The organism is Saccharopolyspora sp. NPDC045941, from assembly GCF_056431445.1.
Genome location: NZ_JBWKKU010000014.1, coordinates 1 through 19,422, shown reverse-complemented (window position 1 = coordinate 19,422; position 19,422 = coordinate 1). Strand labels below are relative to the sequence as shown.

Sequence of the window (19,422 nt, the reverse complement as noted above, 5' to 3'; positions counted from 1 at the left end):
ACCGTAGGGGTCTCACTTTCTATCAACGATCCACAGTAGACCTCGGCCGTGCCCTTGACATGGCAACGGCCATCCGACGTCTGCGCGAAAATCGATCTTCCATGACGATCGCGCAGCAATCCTCAAGCACGATGACGGCTCAGGTAACGCAGCGCGTCCAGGTAAGCCAGGTTATGTCCCCGATCGAGCGACTCGACATGAGCCAGGTTGGCTGCTATCAACGTGACGTCTCGCAGATGCGCGGACGAATCTCTTTAAACCGGCGGGCGTTCCCGGGGCCCCGCCGACCCGCGACCGATCCTGGTTGCACAACGGGCCATGGTCTAGCGGACCTATGATCACAAGAGGAAACAATGCCCGGAAGACAGATCTTCGAGAGATCACTCATTGATGTTCTAAGAATGGCCCGGGCTGACGCCTGGCTTGAACGAGAATACCGTAACCTGACAGCGAGCCAGTGGTCCCGCGAGCTGCTAGTGAATGCACTGGAAGCGGGCGCGACGCGCATCTGGTTCGATGTTGAATGGCAGGCAGCTCAGAGGTCCAGAGTATTCCGCAGGGCCGTCATCGACAACGGCGCTGGCATGAGCCGGCCAGAGCTGCAAACCTTTTTCCAGACCTTAGGGGCGGGGGCGAAAAACATCGGCGGGGTACACGAGAACTATGGCGCAGGCGCCAAGATCTCGTTGCTCCCATGGAACAGCTACGGCCTGGTCGTCGTCAGCCTGAAAGACGGCGAGCTGTCGATGATCTGGATCTGCCGATCGGATCATGACTACGGGCTCCGGCGCATCCAGCTGGTCAACCAACAGGGGGAACCGGAACTGCTCGACTCGGTGTATCCGCCGTTCAGCGACGAACAACATGGCTGCGACTGGGGCCACGTTCTCCCTCACTGGGTGCACAAGGCCGGCCATGGCACTGCAGTAGTGCTGCTAGGAAGCGACCCCAAGGAGAACACTGTCCAAGGCGACACCGCACGCGGAGAAAACACCATCGGCCATGAGCTTCTCCGCTATCTCAACACACGCATCTGGGAAGTACCGTCCGAGGTGCAGGTCCAGGTAGCCCGGCTTCCAGAAGATCACCGGCACTGGCACCGCTTGGCTGCTGAGCGCACGGGGTCGGGGCCGCTGCTGCTCCGTGAGTCGGTTCGCGGCGCCCGGCATTTCATCGTCCGGGCGGGCAGCTCCACCGACGCCCTTGACGCGCATGGCGACCAGACGCTTCGTGACGGCACGGTTCTGCACTGGTTCCTTCGGAGCACACCCCGGGAAGGCGGCTCGTCTGCCGGGTCGACCGTCGGCTACATCGCCACTCTCTACCGAAATGAGCTCTACGATGTGGACTCCTCCTCGTACCGATACCGCCAGTTCGGCATCGCCGAAGCGGCCGTCAGAAGCCGTCTTTGGCTGATCTTCGAACCCCCCTGGTACTCCGAGGAGAGTCAACGGCCTGGGACCGCGCCGACCACGGGCCGCGTTGACCTGAAGTGGCTCGGAGAGGGCGGCGCCCAACGTCTTCCCACCGGTCGCTGGGCAACCGAGTTCGTGGAGACCATGCCCCAGGAAATCGTTGACGCCATCAACGCGGCTCGAGCGGATCGTTCGGTGACCACCGATACGGCCCGGCTTCGCCAGCTCGCGGAACGATTCGGCGACCGCTGGAAGCAAGTCCGCTTGAGGATCGTGGACGACGGCGCGCAACGGGCGACCAAGGTGTCAACCGACAAGCTGTCGATCCCGGTCCCGAACCCGCAGAGCCAAGGCGGCGAAGGAACAGCAGAGCACAAGCCGATCAAGAGGTTGGTACCGCTCGGAAAGCCACCAGGGCACGACGAAGCAGAATCAGCGAAGGGGGCGGTTTCCCTGCCCGACTGCATTTGTACGAGCGAACCAGCCGACACCGACTACTGGCTGGCGTCCTGGACCGGGAACGCCCCTGGGCACCCCTATGGACTCATCACACTGCTCATCAGCCATCCCGTGATCATGCAACAGGTCAAACACTGGCAAGACCTCTACCCAGACGTCGCGGCAGAAAGAGTCGGAACCGAGGTGATCAACGTATACCAAGAAGCGATCATTTCACGCGTGGCGCACTCCGAGCAATTTCGCGGCCAACTTCCCAACGAAGACATCGAGGCGATGCGCACCGATCAGGCGCTGTCCATAAGCCTTCTCGGACTGATCACCGAAGACGCAATGATCAGCCCCCGAGTCGCCGGACGCCTGGGAATGGCCAAACGCAAACCCAAACCGGGATCGGAGGCAGGCTAACAATACCCAGAAACGTGGGCCCGCCCCCGGGAAGCCGGGCCCACGCCCCCTACGCGAAACAGCATCGCCTGCCCACTCCGCTGATGAAGACCAAGCGGACCGGGAACCGTCCTCATCGGCAAGGGCTGCACCCCACCCGCTCCTGTTAGCGCGCCGAGCCAGGCCCGTAGCCGCCGACGACCTCGGTGACTGCCTGTGTTGGTCAGCCACTTGATCTTCTCGTTGGCCAGGGCAGTCGAGGACAACTTCGGTACCAGCCTCTACACCGCCTCCGACCGCGCTCAATTGCCGGCCGAAGCGATCGCCGGCTCCGGCGACTCCGGCAACCCCACCGCAGTCGCCAGGCACCGCGAAGGCGAACGAGTGCTCGACCTCCGAATCAGCCCCACCGGCAACGCCTACGGCCTGGACATGACCGAGCACCATCGACGTCGCGATCTCCCCCTGCGTCATCAACCTCTCCGCGGACAAATCCGCCGTCTTCGCCGCAACCTTCCGCACCTACATCGACTGCATCACGGTGCACTCGCCATTGCCGAATACCACACCGACCTTGAGGCAGCCGCGTTCGCCGAAATCGAGATCACCCCGATCCCCACAGGGGTCAACTACCGCAGAAGAGCCGACGCAGTCCGGTTGCGGCGTCGCCGCCTGCTGCACACCCAAGGAACACGCCACCAACCCGACCACAAACACAACCGAAGCCAACGAAGCGGTCGACTGCGCGCCACTGCTAACCGCCCGAAGCTGGCTCCCGCAGCGCGATGCAGCTCTTACGCAGAGGTCACCGAGCGGACCGCGTACCAACATCTGTAAGAGCCATTCCGCCAGGCGCTACGCGGATTCCACGAGTAGCTCAGCAACGGAGGCGTGACTCGGATACGGATCTGCCTTACCAACTCGCGGGCACGCGCAGAGCCCAGCCGAAATTCTCAGCGAAGCGTCTCGGCCGAGATGGGACGACGATGCAGCCGCCAATGGTCAGCATCGAGTTCGGCGGCACGAGCCAAAAGCACGTCGTCCGCCCTACCCTCGACCACTTGGCTCTGATCACACCTCTGACCAGGAGCGTTGTCCGCAGCGGTGCTCAACGCTGGCAGGTTCGCGAAACGTCGTTGGCCGTTTCTGCAGCCGAAGCGTCGACACCACTGGGAACCGGCTACAAAGATCGCCTGCAGCAGTCCAGGCCCCACCTCTGACCATCCGGATCAGCAGCAATGGCCCCACCGCATCGAACAGGAGCAACCGTCGGGCCTGCCTCAGCTGTTCCGGCGGCGCACCATGCAAGGTGAGGTACCGAGTGCCCAGAAGTAGCCCGAGTACCGAAAGATCGACTGCCGGAGCCACCAAGGGCGCCACATACATCGGCACCCCAACCACAACGCGAGGCTCAGTACGTTGCCAAACCCGAACAAGAAGGTCAGTGCGATGACCGTCCCCATGATCACGGTTACCGATCGCTCAACGGCCTCGCGAGACGGGTCCACCAGGACCCCTACCGGACTCTGATCGACGGCAGCTATCGACGATCACCGGCCGCACGGAAGAAGATCGTCGGTCAGAGCCAGGGCCTTTGGCGGAGTGCTCTGGAGAGGACTGCCCGGACCTGCGACGACAGGGATTCACCTCCCCGGCCGCTTCGCGCGACGTTCCATCACCAACGGCACCATCGCCTCGACGACCAGCGGTTCGCCAGCACACCCAAGGTCATTCGCTGAGTTCGAGCGGATCGGGAATCGGTGTGCATCCTGTACGAGCCAGCCCCGGAGCACGAACGGGCACGGCAACTGCACCTGATCGGGCTGAGCTCTGAGGAAGCTCACTGGATCTTTCGACAACCCGAGGAGTAGCGTCGCCGCCATGGAGACGAATCCCCGGTTCGGGGATTCCTCCCACTGGCAGGGGTTCAAGTCCCCCCTCGGACACAAAATCGCGTGAAATTTCCCCATCGCAGCGAACGCTTGAACACCGTATCGCGGCGGCCCTTCGGCCGTCGCGATCTTCGGCGTCTGCAGGGGCGTTCTCCCCTGATGTGCGCTGGTCACCGGGATGGTGGCCATGAGTGAGCAGATCGTCACGGGCTTGGTGCCGCCCGTGGTCACTGACCATGGCTCTCCGGCCGAGGTGGGGAGCGGGCAGTGTCGTGGCCTGCCTCTGCCGGTCATCACCCGTCACCGTGAACTGCCGGTGATCTACGGCATGGTCCGGATGGACTCGTCCGGCCGGGTCTCGGCCAGACCGGTCTTGCACGCCCTGGAGTGGCAACCGGGTCAGAGCCTGACCATCCGGGTGATCTCGGGAGCGGTCGTGCTGCAGCCCGACCCTGCGGGGTTCCACAAGTCGGCCGATGTACTGCGACCTGCATCTTTCGGTGTCCCCGGCAGACAGGGCATGATCGCGAACCGTGTCGCTACGTCTGCTGTATCTGATCTTCGTGCGCATTGTGGGCTGGCTGTGGCTGCTCGGCCGTTCGTCGGCGTCCAAGGACGTCGAACTCCTGGTGCTGCGTCACGAGGTGGCCGTACTGCGCAGAACCAACCCAAGACCCCGAATAAACTGGGCCGACCGCGCCGTCTTCGCCGCGCTGATCCGGTTGCTGCCGAAGGCCCTGCAGGCGCACCGATTGATCACCCCAGGCACGGTCCTGCGCTGGCATCGTCGCCTGGTGACCAAGAAGTGGACGTACCCGAACCGCACCGGGCGCCCGCCAGTCGATGATGCTATCGCCGTGTTGATCGAGCGCATGGCCAATGAGAACCCAACGTGGGGATATCAGCGGATCCAAGGTGAACTGCTCAAGCTCGACTACCGAGTGGGCGCCTCGACGATCCGCCGCGTTCTCAAACGATTGCGCATCCCACCGGCGCCACTCCGGTGCACGGATACGACCTGGCGGCAGTTCCTACACATGCAAGCCTCGACCATGCTGGCATGCGACTTCTTCCACGTGGACTGCGCAGTCACACTCAAACGGGTCTACGTATTCTTCGTACTGGAAGTCGGCAGCAGGTGCGTACACTTGCTGGGCACGACCACGAACCCGGACGGGGCGTGGACCACTCAGCAGGCCCGCAACCTGCTGATGGACCTCGGCGATCGCGTCACCCAATTCCGATTCCTCATACGGGACCGGGCCGGCCAGTTCACCGCGTCGTTCGATGCGGTCCTCGCCGATGTGGACATCCGAGTAGTCAAGACTCCCCCGCGCTGCCCGCGGGCGAACTGTTTCGCCGAACGGTTCGTGCGCACTGTCCGAGCCGAACTCACCGACCGCCTGTTGATCTTCGGTGAACGGCACCTGCGTACGGTGCTTACGGAGTACATCCGGCACTACAACGGCCGCCGGCCGCACCGCGCCCGCGAACTCCGCCCACCACGACCAAGCCACCCCGTCGCGAACCTCAGCCATGAGCTGATCAAGACTCGACCTGTGCTGGGTAGCTTGATCAACGAGTACGAGCGCGTTGCGTAAAGTTGCTGGTCAACCTCCGTGACCGACTTCTGGAACCCCACAGGCCAAATCCAGGGCGGCGAACATGTGCCGCACAACCCTGCGTGCGAGTGTAGGTCGCGCGTTGCCGCACGGGTCTGCCCACCGGTCGCCATGCTTTTCCCCTGCGAGGCATCAGGTTCAGCGGTCCGAACTCGTCAACGCAGACGACCCGGCCATCCTCGGGTGGGTTGTCGTAGAGGTCGAGTACCCGCCGCATCTTGGGCAGGAACTCCGGATCATAGCTGGCTTTCCAGGTCTTGGTGGTCTGCCAGGAGACACCGCCGTCGTGCAGGATGCCGCGCAACGTCTCACGGCTGACCGCTGCGACGATCTCCTGGTCAATCAGGTAGTCACAGAGCTTGGTCAGCGACCAGGTCGAGAAGGGTTGCCCCAGGGCATGGGGGTCGCACCCGGCGATCGCGCAGATCCTAGTCCGCGTGGTGTCATCGATCGTCTTGGGTGCGCCCCCGCTCCATTTTGGGTCCAGCGCGTCGAACCCCGTCTGTTGAAGTCATGGATGACCTGCCGCACATAGCGCTGCGACACCTGTGCCAGGTCAGCGACGTCGGGTACCGGCCAGCCCTGTGCCGAGGCAAGCACGATCATCGCCCGCCGCAACCGCACCCGGTCCTTGGCAGTGCGATTGATCCGCCGCAACCGCTGCCCCTCAGCCATCGACAACGGCCGCACAAACACTCCCGGTGGTCGAGCCACAACCATCCTTCCCTATCCCGCCATCACACCGGGACCAGGATGGACACCATCGACGGAAAGATCAATTACCGCAGCGGAAGCGCCGCATCGCCGTCGAAAGAGCCGCCCCGTTTCGTCCGGGCCGGGAACGAGGTCAGGAACGACACGCCTGCGTCGCCACGCAGTGGAAACCCGCGCGGCGACGCATTGTGAACAACGCTGCGACCATCACAGATCAGTCGCAGCAAAGCGCTCCGCGGGGGGTGTCAACCGATAGCTCGCGTCTCAACGGACCGGCGAGCCGCGATCGCGGCCACCGACACGGCGGCTATGCGCTGGCCCGCCGCGAACCCACGCAGTTCGTCGTCGCTGGCCATCCGAGTCGGGTCCGCCGGGCTGACCAGGTGGGCGAACACCGCGACCGGCGCCACCCCAGCGAGCCTGACCAGGTCGAAGGCCGACTCGGCGAGGCCAGCGTGACCGAGCGCACCCGCCCCGTCGACGGCGATCGGCACGACATGACCGGGACGGGTGAAGTCCGCGGGAACGGCGTCGGGGTCGGCGAGCGCGCGAGCCGTCCTGGCGCGGTCCGAAGCGGAAATGCCAGTGCTGACGCCCGCACTGGCGTCCACGGTGACGCACACCGTCGCACCGCGGTGCTCCTGCAGCCGGGGCGACATGGGTGGCAGCACGAGCTCATCGCAGCGCACCCGCGGAAGCGCGACGCACAGGAAACCGGAAGAGTGGCGGACCGCGAAAGCCGTCAGTTCGACATTCGCCCGCGAAGCAGCGAACACGACACCGCCGTCGCCTGTTGCACAACCATGCACGATCACCGCCCGGCCGGATGCGATCTCGCCCACCGCCAGGTCGATCGACCCAAGCTCGCCCGGACGCCCGTCGAGCAGTGCCGCACTTTCCCGCTGATCGATCAACTTTCCCCCCTAAAATCCCAGACTCGGGATGAATCGACTAAAGAATCCTCATAGGACTAGAATCCGCCGGTCGTGCACCCGATTGCGCGGCAGATCCGGTCTTCCAAGCATTGCCAAGCGAGATCTCGAACGTCAACGTCCACCGCCTGCTGTCCCAACACCTGGAACCTGAGACGTGCGGGGTCGTGAGTCCCCAACCGGGCTAGAGCCCGCTTACGCACTCACGATCCCGGATCACGCTCTGCGCGTGCTGGGTGGTCCGGGGTCCCCGGCAAGATCGGGAGGCTGTAGATCAGCGTTGTGGACGGTGAGTGTCCTCGCGTTGCGCCTGTGTCTGTCGAGCAGCCTTTCCTGGCTGACGACCGATGCCCCACCCACGTCGAAGAAATCTGTCACGGCACGCAGCACCACATCGGAGATGGCGAACTTGGCTTTGGACACATCGGCCTCGTCCGCGCGGCCTGCTGGGCTCGGCCCACTGAGTCGACCGCGGTCTCCAGCGTCGCCAGTACGGCGAAAATCGCTCTGCGAATCTTGAAAGGGATCGCGATCACGTCGTGACGTGCCGTCGCTGGGCGAACTGGTTGGTCGGGCGCGGTAGGCCGTAGTGGTCGCGGAGAGTTCGGCCGGTGTACTCGGTGCGGAACAGGCCGCGGCGGCGCAGGATCGGCACCACGTGGTCCACGAAGGACTCCAGCCCGGACGGGAGCACCGGCGGCATCACGTTGAACCCGTCGGCCGCGCCGCTGGTGAACCAGTGCTCGATGGTGTCGGCGATCTGCTCGGGCGTGCCGGTGAACGTGCGGTGGCCGCGACCACCGCCCAGCCGGTGGATGATCTCCCGGACCGTCAGCTTCTCCCGCCTGGCCAGGTCGACCACCAGCGTGTAGCGGCTCTTGGCCGTTTCGATCCGGTCCTCGCCGGGCAGTTCGTCCGGCAGCCGCCGGTCGAGGTCGTCCTCGGTCAGCGCGATGCCCAGCAGGGTGGCCAGCCGGTGCAGCGCGTAGCTGTGCACGATGTGGTCCTGCAGGTCCGACTCCAGCCTGCGCGCGTCGGCTTCGGTGGATCCGATGACCGGCACGATGCCCGGCAGGATCTTGATCGCCTCCGGGGCACGGCCGAACTGCTGCGCGCGTTCCTTCAGGTCGGCGTAGAACGCCTTTCCCTCCTCCAGCGTCTGCTGCGCGGTGAACACGGCCTCGGCGGACCGCCCGGCCAGCGCCTTGCCGTCCTCCGACGACCCGGCCTGCACCAGCAGCGGGTAGCCCTGCGGCGAGCGCGGCACGTTCAGCGGTCCGCGGACCGAGAAGTGCTCGCCCCGGTGGTCGATCGCGTGCACCTTGCGCTCGTCCGCCCAGATCCCGGACTTGTCGTGCACCTCGGCGTCGTCTTCCCAGCTGTCCCAGAGCTTTTGGGACACCTCGACGAACTCCTCGGCCCGCCGGTAGCGGGAGTTGTGGGGTGGCAGCTCGTCCAGGTTGAAATTGTGCGCCGCCTCCACGACCGCGTTGGTGACGATGTTCCAGCCCGCCCGGCCGCCGCTGACGTGGTCCAGCGACGCGAACCGGCGGGCCAAGTTGTAGGGCTCGTTGTAGGTGGTCGAGGCGGTCGCGATCAGCCCGATCCGCTCAGTGGCGGTGGCCAGCGCGGTCAGCAGCACGGTCGGTTCCAGCACCGTCGCCGGGCGCTGGCCCACTTCGGCTCGCAGGGCCGGGGTGTCGGCGAGGAACACGGAGTCGAACGTGCCGCGCTCGGCGATCCGCGCCAGGTTCGCGTAGTGGTCCACGCTGATGCCTGCGGCCGGGTCGCTTCCAGGGAGCCGCCATGCCGCCTCGTGGTGACCGACGTTCATCAGGAACGCGTTGAGGTGAAGTTTCCGGTCGCTCACTGGAGTTCCTCCTCGTCTTCGGTCACCCCGAGGGCCGAGAGCAACGCGTCCCGGTGGTCGATGAATCGCCGATCGCGGTGCGATCGCGGTGCGGGCAGGTCAACTTCCCGGTTGACCGCGATGCTTCCGCCGTCCAGCACCAGAACCCGGTCGGCCAGCGTGATCGCCTCGTCCACGTCATGCGTCACCAGCAGCACCGCTGGCCGGTGCCGGGAGCACAGTTCCTGCAGCAGGCGATGCATCTTGATCCGGGTCAGGGCATCGAGAGCGCCGAACGGTTCGTCGGCCAGCAGGAGTTCGGGTTCGCGCACCAGCGAGCGCGCGAGAGCCGCGCGCTGCTGTTCACCTCCGGACAACGCGTTCGGCCAAGCACGTTCGCGCCCGGCAAGCCCCACTTCCCGCAGAACGGTGCGTCCTCGCTCCGCCGCATCCGCGCCGGTCAGGCCGAGCGTGACGTTGTCGAGCACCCTGGACCACGGCAGCAGCCGGGAGTCCTGGAACACGACCGCACGGTTGTCCGGAACCACCACCCTCCCGTCCCCGGTCACGTCGTGATCGAGTCCGGCCAGCGCGCGCAACAACGTGCTCTTGCCGGAGCCGCTGCGGCCGAGGAGGGCCACGAACTCGCCTACCCGGATGTCGAGATCGATTCCATCGAGCACGATCCGATCGCCGTATCGGCGGACGAGCTCGCGCACCCGGACCGCAGCGCCGGTACGACCGCCGGCCTCCACGGGCCGTTCGGTCAGCTGGCCAGTGTTCGGCGCCATGACAGCACCCGCCCTTCTACGAATCGCACGACACCGTCCGACAACAGCCCGAACAACGCGTAGATGACCAGTCCCACCACGATGATGTCGGTCTGCGCGTAGTTGCGGGCCTGCGTCATCAACGAGCCGATTCCGCTGGTGGCGTTGATCTGCTCCACCACGACCAGCGCCAGCCAGGAGACGGTGACCGCCAGGCGCAGGCCGGTGAAGAATCCGGGAAGCGATCCGGGAATCGCCACCCGCCGCACGAACTGCCACCGCGTCAGGCGCACGGTTTCGGCCAGCTCGACGAATCGCCCGTCGACGCTGCGAAGGGCCGCGTGGGTGTTGATGTAGATCGGCACCAGCACGGCCAACGTCACCACGGTGATCTTCATGCCCTCGCCGATGCCCAGCCAGATGATCGCCAGCGGGATCAGCGCGAGCGTGGGGATCGCCCGCTTGATCTGCACCGGCCCGTCCAGCAGCGCCTCCCCGATGCGGCTGAGCCCGGCCGCCAGCGCCAGCGCCAAGCCGATCAGCACGCCCAGCAGCAGCGACACCGATGCCCGCCACAACGACGTGAGCAGGTGCGACTGGAGTCGGCCATCGGCGACCAACTCCCCTGCCGTCGACGCCACCTGCGCTGGTGGCGTGAGCGTGTGCTCGGAAAGCAGGCCCGCGCTCGAGGTCAGCTGCCACGCCAGCAGCAGCACGATGGGGCCGAGGAGCCGGAGGAACGGGATCGACCGGCCTGGTCCCAGCCGTCTCACCTCAGCCACCATGGGGGTCCACCGTCCTGGGCGCACCGACCCTGCGTGCCGATTCCTCGACCACCGCGTCGAACCGCAGGTCGAAGTGCTCGTTCGCGTTCAACGGCTTCGGCAGACCGCCACTGGCTGCGAGCAGGTCGATCGTGTGCTGCTGCGTGGCGATGAGCGAGTCGAGCCGGGGAAACGTCACATTGCCTTCGGACGCCAGGATCTTCTCGCCATCAGCGCGGCTCACTCCCTGGTTCTTGACGTAGTAGGCATCGATCCACTCGTTCGGATGGGTCGCCGCCCACTGCCTGGCCGCGACGAAGTGATCCACGAAAGCCCTGACCGCGGCCGCCTTGGCGGGATCTTCCAGCACCGCCCGGCGCGTGTAGAGGTAGCTCAGCCCGGTGCTGATGCCGTTGCTCTCGGCCAGCGGAACGGTGGTGCCCTGCCCACCGGTCTGGCTGAGGAAACGGGTCAGCCGGGGCTCGTTGAGCGGCGCGACGTCCACCGCGCCGGTGCGCACCGCGTCGTTGAACTCGGCCAGCTGCAATCGGACGAGCTCCACGTCATTCGTCGTCAGCCCGGCCTTCTCCAACGCCCGCAGCACACTCGACTGCTGTGCGGTGCCTTCCGCGTAGGCGATCTTCTTGCCCCGCAGTTCCGGCAGCGTACGCACGGTCACGCCCGGGGTGACCGCAAGGCTCATCGAATTGGGGTCGACGCGAAAGGCCGCGATGATCGGGACGTCTTCCCCGGACGCCTGGGCGTGGATGGGCGGGGTATCGCCGACGATCGCGACATCGGCGGCCTCAGCGCGGAACGCCTCCAGCACCTCGGGACCGCCGGTGAAGTTGGCGAACTCCGGTTTGACCGGGATCTGGTCGAACTCGCCGGAGGCGTGGAACAGGGTTTGCAGTCGTTCCTGCTGGTCGGCTACCACGAGTTTGGTTCCCGGCGGTATTTCGGTGGGAAGCGGCGCGTTCGCCGCCAGCCCACCCGAGCCGCCGCCGGAGGCACAGCCCGCGAGCGCGAGCAGGGCGGCGAAAGACGCGATGGCCCTGACGAGAGATTTGCGGTGTCGTACCGGGCGGGTCCGCCCAGCAGGGGTCCACGAAGACATCTGTTACCCACTTTTCGGCACTTCTTCGATGCAGGACAACGGTCCCCAGCGCGGACGCGGGCCGGGTGACCGAAAATCGGAGCTGAGGTCATGGCGCGGCCAACCGGCCGCCGGGCAAGAACGTCGTCAGATCAACGACACGCGCAACACGTGACGCGCATCAGATCAACGGCGCGTCGTTCGACGAACGTGTTGGGTGAGACCACGCGCCAAGAATAGGGCGGAAAGCCCGCGCAACGGAACAACGTCTCAATCGATGGGAACAAACGCCGCAACGACCCCATCCCAAGCGGGAAATGTTACATCCTGCGAAAATAACCGAGAAATCGCGGAGTCCTGCGATGCGCACCCCACTCCAGCGCAGCTGGAAACCCTCGTTATGAAGTCCAAAAAGGACAGATGGCATGCCTCGCACTGTCCTCTAACGACAGTCTGCGCAGCACCGAGAACCGGTGCGTGAACGTGAGATCGCTGCTCACATCAGCCAATTCCCATCTCTCGCGCAGGTTGTTTCTCAGGCTGTGAGAGCGATTCGGTGCGGCTGTGGAGGTTGCTAGCCTTCGCGGTGATCGGCGAGACCCGGTTGGGTGATGACCCCGGGTTCCCACATCGAGAGGTTCTAGTCATGGCACATTCACGGCGCGCATTTCTGGCTGCTTCCACGTCGATCGCCGTTGCGGCGCTGGCGGGTGGATGCTCGAGCAGGGCGGCCGGCAACGCCAACCAGCTCGGCGAGCCGAAGATCGGCGGCACGCTGACCTACCTCGAGCCGCAGACTTGGACCTCGCTGTACCCGCCGTCGGCCGGCTTCTACGCCAACGGCGGCATCGTCAACAACATCACCGACCGGTTGCTCTACCAGGATCCGAAGACGCTCGCGCTCGAGCCGTGGATCGCCGCCGAGCTGCCGTCGGTGAACGAGGACGCGACCGAGTACACCTTCAAGCTTCGCAGCGGTGTCACGTACTCCGACGGCACGCCGCTCGATGCGGCCAACGTGGTGAAGAACTTCGATCTGTACGGCAGAGGCGATGCCGGCAAGGCGCTGACCGTGTCGGAGGCGATCAACAACTACGACCGCGGCGAGGTCGTCGGCGAGCACACTGTCCGGTTCCACTTCAGCGCTCCGGCGCCCGGTTTTGCGCAGGCGACGTCGACGATCAACTCCGGTCTGCTGTCGAATGCCACGCTGGCCAAGTCGAACAAGGGGTTCGGGCCGGGCAACGCGAAGTCGATCATCGGCAGCGGCCCGTTCGTGATCACGGAGGAGAAGGTGGGAACCGAGCTCCGGCTGGCCGCGCGGAAGGACTACGGCTGGGCACCGCCCTCATCACCGCATCAGGGCCGGCCTCTCCTCGACGAGATCACCGTTGTCGTCGCTGGCGAGGACAGCGTTCGGGTCGGGACGGTCGTCGCTGGTCAGGCCGACGTCGCCCGGCAGATCGAGGCTCCCGACGAGCCCCAGTTCAGCACCGAAGGGCTTGCGTTGCACGTGGCGGCGACCAATGGCGTCAACAACGGGCTGAGTTTCCGGTTCCGCACCCCGCAGCTGTCCGACATCCGGGTTCGGCAGGCGGTCATCGCCGGCATCGACCGGCAGGCCATCGTCGACACGTTGTTCACGAAGAGCTATCCGCTGGCGACCGGCGCATTGGCGAGGACCGCGCTCGGCTACGTCGACACTTCGACGAACTACGTCCACGACGCCGCGAAGGCGGCCACCCTGCTCGACCAAGCCGGCTGGGCAGCAGGACCGGACAAGATCCGGGTGAAGGACGGTCAGCGGCTCACCTTGACCTTCAACGAGGCGTTGCCACAGCCGCGTTCGAAGGAAGTGGTGACCTTGATCCAAGCGCAGCTCTCCAAGATCGGCATCGAGGTCAAGCTCTTCCCCGGCGACCAGACGGCGCAGACCGCGGCAGCGCTGGATCCTGACCAGATCCAGGTGTACCACTCAATGGTCGGCCGGGCCGACTTCGACGTCCTCAAATCCCAATACTTTTCCAAGAACCGCAACGCCCTGCTCAACCTCGACACCGGCGACGGCAGCATCGGCGACGGCGAGCTCGAGTCGCGGCTCAGCGCCATCGCCTCCCGGCCCACCGCCGCGGAGCGGGAGGAGGCTTCGGCAGCGGCTCAGCATTGGCTCGCGGACCAGGCCTACATCTTGCCGATCTTCGAGGAGCCGCAGGTGTTCGGCCTGCGCGCCGAGGTCCAGGGATTCGTGACGGAATCGGTCGGTCGGCCGTCATTCTACGCGACCTGGCTGAACGCCTGAGCAGGCGGGGGCGGGGAGGTCGTCGAGATGGGATATGTGCTGCAACGTGCCGGCCAGGCGATCATCGTCCTGGTACTCGCCTACACCGCGGCCTACCTCCTGCTGGCCGCCCTACCGGGCGATGCCGTGCTGGCCCGGTACGGTAGCCCGGAGCTGGGGCTCTCGGCCCAGCAGTTGCAGGAAATCCGTGCGTCTTACGGCGCGGACAAGCCGCTGATCCAGCGCTACTTGGAGTCGGGGTTTTCCTTCCTGCAGGGCGATTTCGGGTTCTCCGTGCAGAGCGGTGCCGCGGTCTCGACCTTGATCAGCACGGCGCTGCCGGCAACGCTGGTCCTGGCCTTCCTCGGTCTGGCGCTGGCGATCGTCCTCGCGGTCGCTATCGCCTTCACCGCGACATACGGCCGGGGAAGGTGGCTGCGCGGGGCGTTCACCAACATCCCGGCCTTGTTCGTGTCGCTGCCGGTGTTCTGGATCGGGATCATCCTGATCCAGATCGTCTCCTTCGAACTCGGCCTGGTGCCCCTGATAGGCGCCGGACCCGCGCAGTCGATGATCTTGCCGGTCATGACGCTCGCGGTCCCGATCGCGGCACCGCTGGCCCAGATGCTGATCCGCAGCATCGACGAGGTGAAGATGATGCCGTTCGTCGCGGTCGTCCGCGCCCGGGGCGCGAGCACGGCCTGGCTGCTCTGGCGGACGGTGGCGCGCAACGCCCTGCTGCCGACGCTCACCATGGCCGGGTTGCTGTTCGGCGAGCTCGTCGGCGGTGCGGTGGTCACCGAAGCCGTCTTCGGACGAAGCGGGGTCGGTCAGCTCACGGCTCAGGCCGTCGCCAACCGGGACACCCCGGTGCTGCTGGCGGTCGTAGTGTTGTCGACCACGGCATTCGTGATCATCAACCTGGGCGTTGATCTGCTGTATCCGGTGCTCGACCCGCGACTGCGGAGGCGAACAGACTGATGAGTACTGCTGCGTTGTCTCGCCCGAGCGCGCCCCAACGGTCGCGGCTTCGGCTCGGCACGGTGATCTCGTGCGTGGTGATGACGATCGCGCTGCTGTGGGCAATCGTCCCGTCACTGTTCACCTGGGTCAGCCCGACCGAGACAGTGGCACCAGCCCTGCGGCCGCCGAGTGCCGAGCATTGGTTCGGCACCGATGCGACCGGTCGCGACGTGTTCGCCCGCGTGGTGCACGGCGCCTCGCACTCGATCAGCGGCGCGCTGATCGCCGTCCTGGTCGGACTGACCATCGGCACGGCCGTCGGCGTCACTGCCGGCGCGGTCGGCCGCATCGTCGACGACGTGCTGATGCGGCTCGTCGACGTCCTTCTCGCCGTACCGACGTTGCTGTTGTCCCTCAGCGTCGTCATCCTGCTCGGCTTCGGCACCACCAATACCGCGATCGCCGTCGGCGTGACGTCAGTCGCCGTGTTCGCCCGGCTCGCCCGGTCCAGCGTGGTCAGCGTGCGAGTGACCGAGTACGTCGAGGCCGGCTACGGCTCAGGTGGAAGCTTCTTCGGCGTGTTGTGGCGGCACATTCTGCCGAATTCGATCACTCCGGTAATCGCGTTGGCCGCGTTGCAGTTCGGGTCAGCCATCCTGCAGATCTCCACGCTGGGGTTCCTCGGCTACGGGGCACCGCCGCCGACGCCGGAGTGGGGTCTGCTGGTCGCCGAAGGCCGCAATTACGTGGCGACCGCGTGGTGGCTGACCGCGCTGCCGGGTGTGGTTGTCGTCCTGGTGGTTCTGGCGACCAACCTGCTCAGTCAAGCGATCCAGCGAGAGGAGTCCCGATGACCACGGTGCAGGTGGCGCCAGCGCTGCTGGAGATTCGTGACCTTGCTGTGCAGTACCGCACGACGGACGGCTCGGTGACCGCGGTGAACGGTGTGTCGTTGGACGTCCAAGCTGGCCAGATAACCGCCCTGGTCGGTGAGTCCGGTTCCGGAAAGTCCAGCATGGCCCAGTCGATCATCGGACTGCTCCCGGCCAACGGCCGTGTCACCGGCGGCCGAATCACCTTGCAGGGAACCGATCTGATGGGTCTGTCCGATCGACAGTGGCGCAGCATCCGAGGCTCGAGGATCGGACTCGTCCCGCAGGACCCGGGCAGTTCGCTCAACCCGGTCGCCACCATCGGAGCGAGTGTCGGCGAGGCTCTGCGAATCCACGGTTGGCGGGATCGGCGGAAGATTCGAGCACGGGTGATCGAACTTCTCGAACAGGTCGACCTCGATGATCCGGAAGCCCGAGCCCGGCAGTATCCGCACGAACTGTCCGGCGGCATGCGACAACGGGTGCTGATCGCGGCGGCATTGGCGCTGGAGCCGCAGCTGGTGATCGCCGACGAACCCACCAGCGCGCTGGACGTGACGGTGCAGAGTCGCGTGCTCGACCTACTTGATCGACTACGCGCCGAAACCGGCACCGGCGTTCTGCTCATCACCCACGATCTCGCGGTCGCCGCAGACCGGGCGGACTCAATCGTGGTGATGCGCGACGGCACCGTCCGGGAATCCGGGCCGTCGACAGAAGTGCTGACGAACCCATCGGACGACTACACCCGGACGCTGCTCACCGATGCGCCGTCGCTGACCAAGATCGTCGAACGCCCCCAGCCGCCGGTCCGCGATGGGGATGTTCCACTGGTCGAAGTCACCGGCCTGCGGCAGGAGTTTCGACGGGCGGGCCGACCGCCGCTGGTCGCGGTCGACGACGTGTCCTTCACCGTTGCCCGCGGCACCACCCATGCCTTGGTCGGCGAATCGGGCTCGGGCAAGACGACGACCGGCCGCAGCATCGCCGGGTTCAACCGGCCGACGGCCGGCAGCATCCGGATCGGCGACACCGACGTGATCGCGCAGCGCTCGCAGCGATCGTTCCGCCGGATCGCGCAGCTGGTGTATCAAAACCCGTTCGGGTCACTCGACCCGCGACAGCCGGTGGCCAGCATCATCGCCGAGCCGTTGCGCAACTTCCAGATCGGCGACAAGAGCGAGCAGAACGAACGGGTTGCCCACCAGCTCGAAACGGTCTCGCTCTCCCCCGACATCGGCAAGCGCCGACCCCACGAACTCTCCGGTGGACAACGGCAGCGGATCGCCATCGCCCGGGCGTTGATCATCGAACCCGAGTTGGTCGTTCTCGACGAGGCGGTGTCCGCCCTCGATGTCACGGTCCAGGCCCAGATCCTCCGTCTGCTGGCCACGTTGCAGGCCGAGCTGTCCCTGACCTACATCTTCATCTCCCACGACCTCTCGGTGGTACGGCAGATCGCCGACACCGTTTCGGTGCTGCAACACGGCCGCCAGGTCGAGTACGGCGCGACCGATCAGGTCTTCAACAACGCCGAGGATCCCTATACCCAACAGCTGATCGCGGCGATACCGGGAGCAAGGCTCGGAGCCCGTGCCGGGTAGGCAACACCTGACCACCTGAACACCGCGGAGAAAGGCCCCCATGCCGCCCAGAATCGGCTTCTTCACCCGGCTCCTCGAACGAGCTGCTCCGGCCGAGCGCTATCGATATGCGCTGGAGCAGATCTGCCACGCCGAACGGTTCGGTTTCGCTTCGGCCTGGGTCGCCCAGCATCACTTCGACGAGGACGAGGGCGGACTGCCTTCCCCGTTCGTGCTGCTCGCCGCGGCCGCGGAGCTGACCTCGGAGATCGCGCTGTCCACGGGAGTCGTCACGCTGCCGATCGACGACCCCCTGCGCGCAGCCGAGGATGCCAGCGTGCTGGACGCGCTCAGCGGTGGCCGGGTCCAGCTCGGCGTTGCCGCCGGGGGCACACCGTCCTCCTTCGCCCCGTTCGGCCGGGACTCCGATCACCGGCGGGAGTTGTTCGCCGATCACTTCGCGGTCTTCCTCGACGCCCTGTCCGGCCGGGGTGTCCGGGGCACCCAGTCCCGGATCTACCCATCGGCTACCGACCTGGCGCAGCGGATCTGGCAGGCGACCTTCTCCGCCGACGGCGGTCGTCGTGTCGGCGAACGCGGTGACGGTCTGATGCTGTCCCGCACCCAGCCGCGCCCAGCCGACGCACCCGAGCTGTCGCTGGACGCGCTGCAGTTGCCCATCATCGACGCTTACCAGGCAGCGCTGCCAGCAGGTGCTCCCGTCCGGGTGCTGGCGTCCCGGACAGCTCTCGTCGTCGACCCGCAGAATCGGGACCTGGCCTACGAACTGGCCGAGGACGGGCTGCGCCGGCTCGCCGGAACGTTCCTCGGCACCGACGCGGCCGGGCTCGACATCGACACCCTGATCCGGGTCACCGACACCCACGTCGGCACGGTCGAGGAGGTGGTCGCATCACTGGCCGCCGACAAGACCTTGGATCGGGCGACCGACATCTCCTTCCAGGTGCATTCCATCGACGCACCGCACGAGCTGACGCTGCGGTCGCTCGAACTGTTGGCCACCGAGGTCGCGCCCCGGCTCGGCTGGATCACCGGTGCGGCGGCTTCGCGCAGTCTGCACCGTGCCCATCGCCATGAGAACAACGCCGACGAAGGAGACGCATGACTGACCAGGCCGACATCATTGACCTGTTGTCGGGCATCGACCCAAGCAGTCCACTGGCAACGCTGAGACAGCAGCGGTCCCAAACCCGGGAGCAAGCCCAACGCAGCTTCACCGCACTGTTCGAGCCTGCCGATCCTGGGAGTTTCCCGCTGCAAGAGCGGTACGCCATCGCGGCGTTCGAGGCCGACCTGCACGACTTCGGTCCGGCCACCTCGTTCTATCGCGATCTGCTCGCCGACGAGGCGACGGAGCTGGCCGATGTCGTGGCGGCGGCCGCCGCGGACGCGCGGGGCACCGGGCCGTACGGTCGCTACCGCGAGCCTGGCCTTGCCGACGAAAGCGTGCCCGGCCCGGCCTGGGGCCCCGATGGCCGCGTCGCCGCGGCGCTCGGTCGCCGGGTCGCCGCAGCACTGGCCCACACCCACCTGCTGGTCTATCGCCCCCGCGAGTCGGGCCCGGCCGATCTGCAGGCTCTGGTCGATGCCGGATGGAGCGCCGACGACATCGTCCGGCTGTCCCAACTGATCGCGTTCCTGGCATTCCAGCTGCGGACTGCGTCGGGCCTTCGAGCGCTCGCGCAAGCGACATCCACACCCCCACACCTGAACGACTCTGTTGCTCAATTTCGCACCCTGTGTGGGCGGGTGGCGGCCGCTGGGGCAAGATCATCACCCTGCTGCTGATCTTCGTGGGTGGTGTGTGG

16 protein-coding genes and 3 pseudogenes are annotated in these 19,422 nt (G+C 66.0%); 10 read left to right on the top strand and 9 right to left on the bottom strand.

Going from position 1 to position 19,422, the window contains the following annotated elements; genetic code table 11:
• Nucleotides 1–401 precede the first annotated feature (401 nt).
• The 3 genes from AC07FN_RS13535 to AC07FN_RS13525 all read left to right on the top strand — a co-directional run bounded on the left by AC07FN_RS13535 (nucleotide 402) and on the right by AC07FN_RS13525 (nucleotide 3,478).
• A complete protein-coding gene (locus AC07FN_RS13535; RefSeq protein ID WP_478395884.1) occupies nucleotides 402–2,279 on the top strand; it encodes an ATP-binding protein in 1,878 nt (625 codons plus the stop codon).
• Between the two features lie 210 nt (nucleotides 2,280–2,489).
• Nucleotides 2,490–3,095, top strand: a complete 606-nt coding sequence (locus tag AC07FN_RS13530; RefSeq protein ID WP_478395883.1) for a hypothetical protein — start codon at nucleotides 2,490–2,492, stop codon at nucleotides 3,093–3,095.
• A 161-nt stretch (nucleotides 3,096–3,256) separates the two neighbouring features.
• The gene (locus tag AC07FN_RS13525) at nucleotides 3,257–3,478 is read left to right on the top strand and encodes a hypothetical protein (RefSeq protein WP_478395882.1); all 222 of its coding nucleotides are present in this window, start codon (nucleotides 3,257–3,259) and stop codon (nucleotides 3,476–3,478) included.
• A 423-nt stretch (nucleotides 3,479–3,901) separates the two neighbouring features.
• Here the strand turns inward: AC07FN_RS13525 and AC07FN_RS13520 are convergent, their stop codons facing one another.
• Nucleotides 3,902–4,339: a hypothetical protein gene (locus tag AC07FN_RS13520; protein ID WP_478395881.1), complete on the bottom strand. Its 438-nt coding sequence runs from the start codon at nucleotides 4,337–4,339 to the stop codon at nucleotides 3,902–3,904.
• Between the two features lie 344 nt (nucleotides 4,340–4,683).
• On the opposite strand from AC07FN_RS13520, the gene AC07FN_RS13515 reads away from it, so the two are divergent.
• Nucleotides 4,684–5,751 carry an integrase core domain-containing protein gene (locus AC07FN_RS13515; RefSeq protein WP_478395880.1) on the top strand — a complete coding sequence of 356 codons (1,068 nt, stop codon included), beginning with the start codon at nucleotides 4,684–4,686 and terminating at the stop codon, nucleotides 5,749–5,751.
• Here the strand turns inward: AC07FN_RS13515 and AC07FN_RS13510 are convergent.
• The 8 genes and pseudogenes from AC07FN_RS13510 to AC07FN_RS13475 all read right to left on the bottom strand — a co-directional run.
• Nucleotides 5,726–6,268, bottom strand: a pseudogene (locus AC07FN_RS13510) (helix-turn-helix domain-containing protein); the annotation flags it as partial. The gene AC07FN_RS13515 and the pseudogene AC07FN_RS13510 sit on opposite strands and share 26 nt — an antisense overlap.
• A gap of 11 nt (nucleotides 6,269–6,279) precedes the next feature.
• Nucleotides 6,280–6,447: pseudogene (locus AC07FN_RS13505) on the bottom strand (helix-turn-helix domain-containing protein); the annotation flags it as partial.
• Between the two features lie 284 nt (nucleotides 6,448–6,731).
• Nucleotides 6,732–7,400, bottom strand: a complete 669-nt coding sequence (locus AC07FN_RS13500; protein WP_478395879.1) for a 3,4-dihydroxy-2-butanone-4-phosphate synthase — start codon at nucleotides 7,398–7,400, stop codon at nucleotides 6,732–6,734.
• 234 nt (nucleotides 7,401–7,634) lie between these two features.
• A pseudogene (locus tag AC07FN_RS13495) lies at nucleotides 7,635–7,847 on the bottom strand (hypothetical protein); the annotation flags it as partial.
• Between the two features lie 103 nt (nucleotides 7,848–7,950).
• Nucleotides 7,951–9,288: an LLM class flavin-dependent oxidoreductase gene (locus tag AC07FN_RS13490; protein WP_478395878.1), complete on the bottom strand. Its 1,338-nt coding sequence runs from the start codon at nucleotides 9,286–9,288 to the stop codon at nucleotides 7,951–7,953.
• Nucleotides 9,285–10,058 carry an ABC transporter ATP-binding protein gene (locus AC07FN_RS13485; protein WP_478395877.1) on the bottom strand — a complete coding sequence of 258 codons (774 nt, stop codon included), beginning with the start codon at nucleotides 10,056–10,058 and terminating at the stop codon, nucleotides 9,285–9,287. The genes AC07FN_RS13490 and AC07FN_RS13485 overlap by 4 nt, the downstream gene beginning before the upstream one ends.
• Complete coding sequence (locus tag AC07FN_RS13480; protein WP_478395876.1) at nucleotides 10,034–10,810, bottom strand: ABC transporter permease; 777 nt, start codon at nucleotides 10,808–10,810, stop codon at nucleotides 10,034–10,036. The genes AC07FN_RS13485 and AC07FN_RS13480 overlap by 25 nt, the downstream gene beginning before the upstream one ends.
• Nucleotide 10,811: 1 nt before the next feature.
• Nucleotides 10,812–11,918 (bottom strand): ABC transporter substrate-binding protein, encoded by a 1,107-nt coding sequence (locus tag AC07FN_RS13475; protein WP_478395875.1) that lies wholly within the window; start codon nucleotides 11,916–11,918, stop codon nucleotides 10,812–10,814.
• A 625-nt stretch (nucleotides 11,919–12,543) separates the two neighbouring features.
• Between AC07FN_RS13475 and AC07FN_RS13470 the strand changes: the two genes are divergently transcribed.
• The 6 genes from AC07FN_RS13470 to AC07FN_RS13445 are packed head-to-tail and all read left to right on the top strand — an operon-like array spanning nucleotide 12,544 to nucleotide 19,402.
• Nucleotides 12,544–14,196 (top strand): TIGR04028 family ABC transporter substrate-binding protein, encoded by a 1,653-nt coding sequence (locus AC07FN_RS13470; protein ID WP_478395874.1) that lies wholly within the window; start codon nucleotides 12,544–12,546, stop codon nucleotides 14,194–14,196.
• A gap of 27 nt (nucleotides 14,197–14,223) precedes the next feature.
• On the top strand, nucleotides 14,224–15,156 hold the full coding sequence (locus AC07FN_RS13465) for an ABC transporter permease (protein ID WP_478395873.1): 933 nt from the start codon (nucleotides 14,224–14,226) through the stop codon (nucleotides 15,154–15,156).
• A complete protein-coding gene (locus tag AC07FN_RS13460) occupies nucleotides 15,156–15,992 on the top strand; it encodes an ABC transporter permease (protein WP_478395872.1) in 837 nt (278 codons plus the stop codon). The genes AC07FN_RS13465 and AC07FN_RS13460 overlap by 1 nt, the downstream gene beginning before the upstream one ends.
• Complete coding sequence (locus AC07FN_RS13455) at nucleotides 15,989–17,614, top strand: dipeptide ABC transporter ATP-binding protein (protein ID WP_478395871.1); 1,626 nt, start codon at nucleotides 15,989–15,991, stop codon at nucleotides 17,612–17,614. The genes AC07FN_RS13460 and AC07FN_RS13455 overlap by 4 nt, the downstream gene beginning before the upstream one ends.
• Nucleotides 17,615–17,654: 40 nt before the next feature.
• Nucleotides 17,655–18,719: a putative FMN-dependent luciferase-like monooxygenase gene (locus AC07FN_RS13450; protein ID WP_478395870.1), complete on the top strand. Its 1,065-nt coding sequence runs from the start codon at nucleotides 17,655–17,657 to the stop codon at nucleotides 18,717–18,719.
• Nucleotides 18,716–19,402, top strand: a complete 687-nt coding sequence (locus AC07FN_RS13445) for a CMD domain protein (protein ID WP_478395869.1) — start codon at nucleotides 18,716–18,718, stop codon at nucleotides 19,400–19,402. Before AC07FN_RS13450 ends, AC07FN_RS13445 begins: the two co-directional genes overlap by 4 nt.
• The last annotated feature ends 20 nt before the right edge of the window (nucleotides 19,403–19,422 follow it).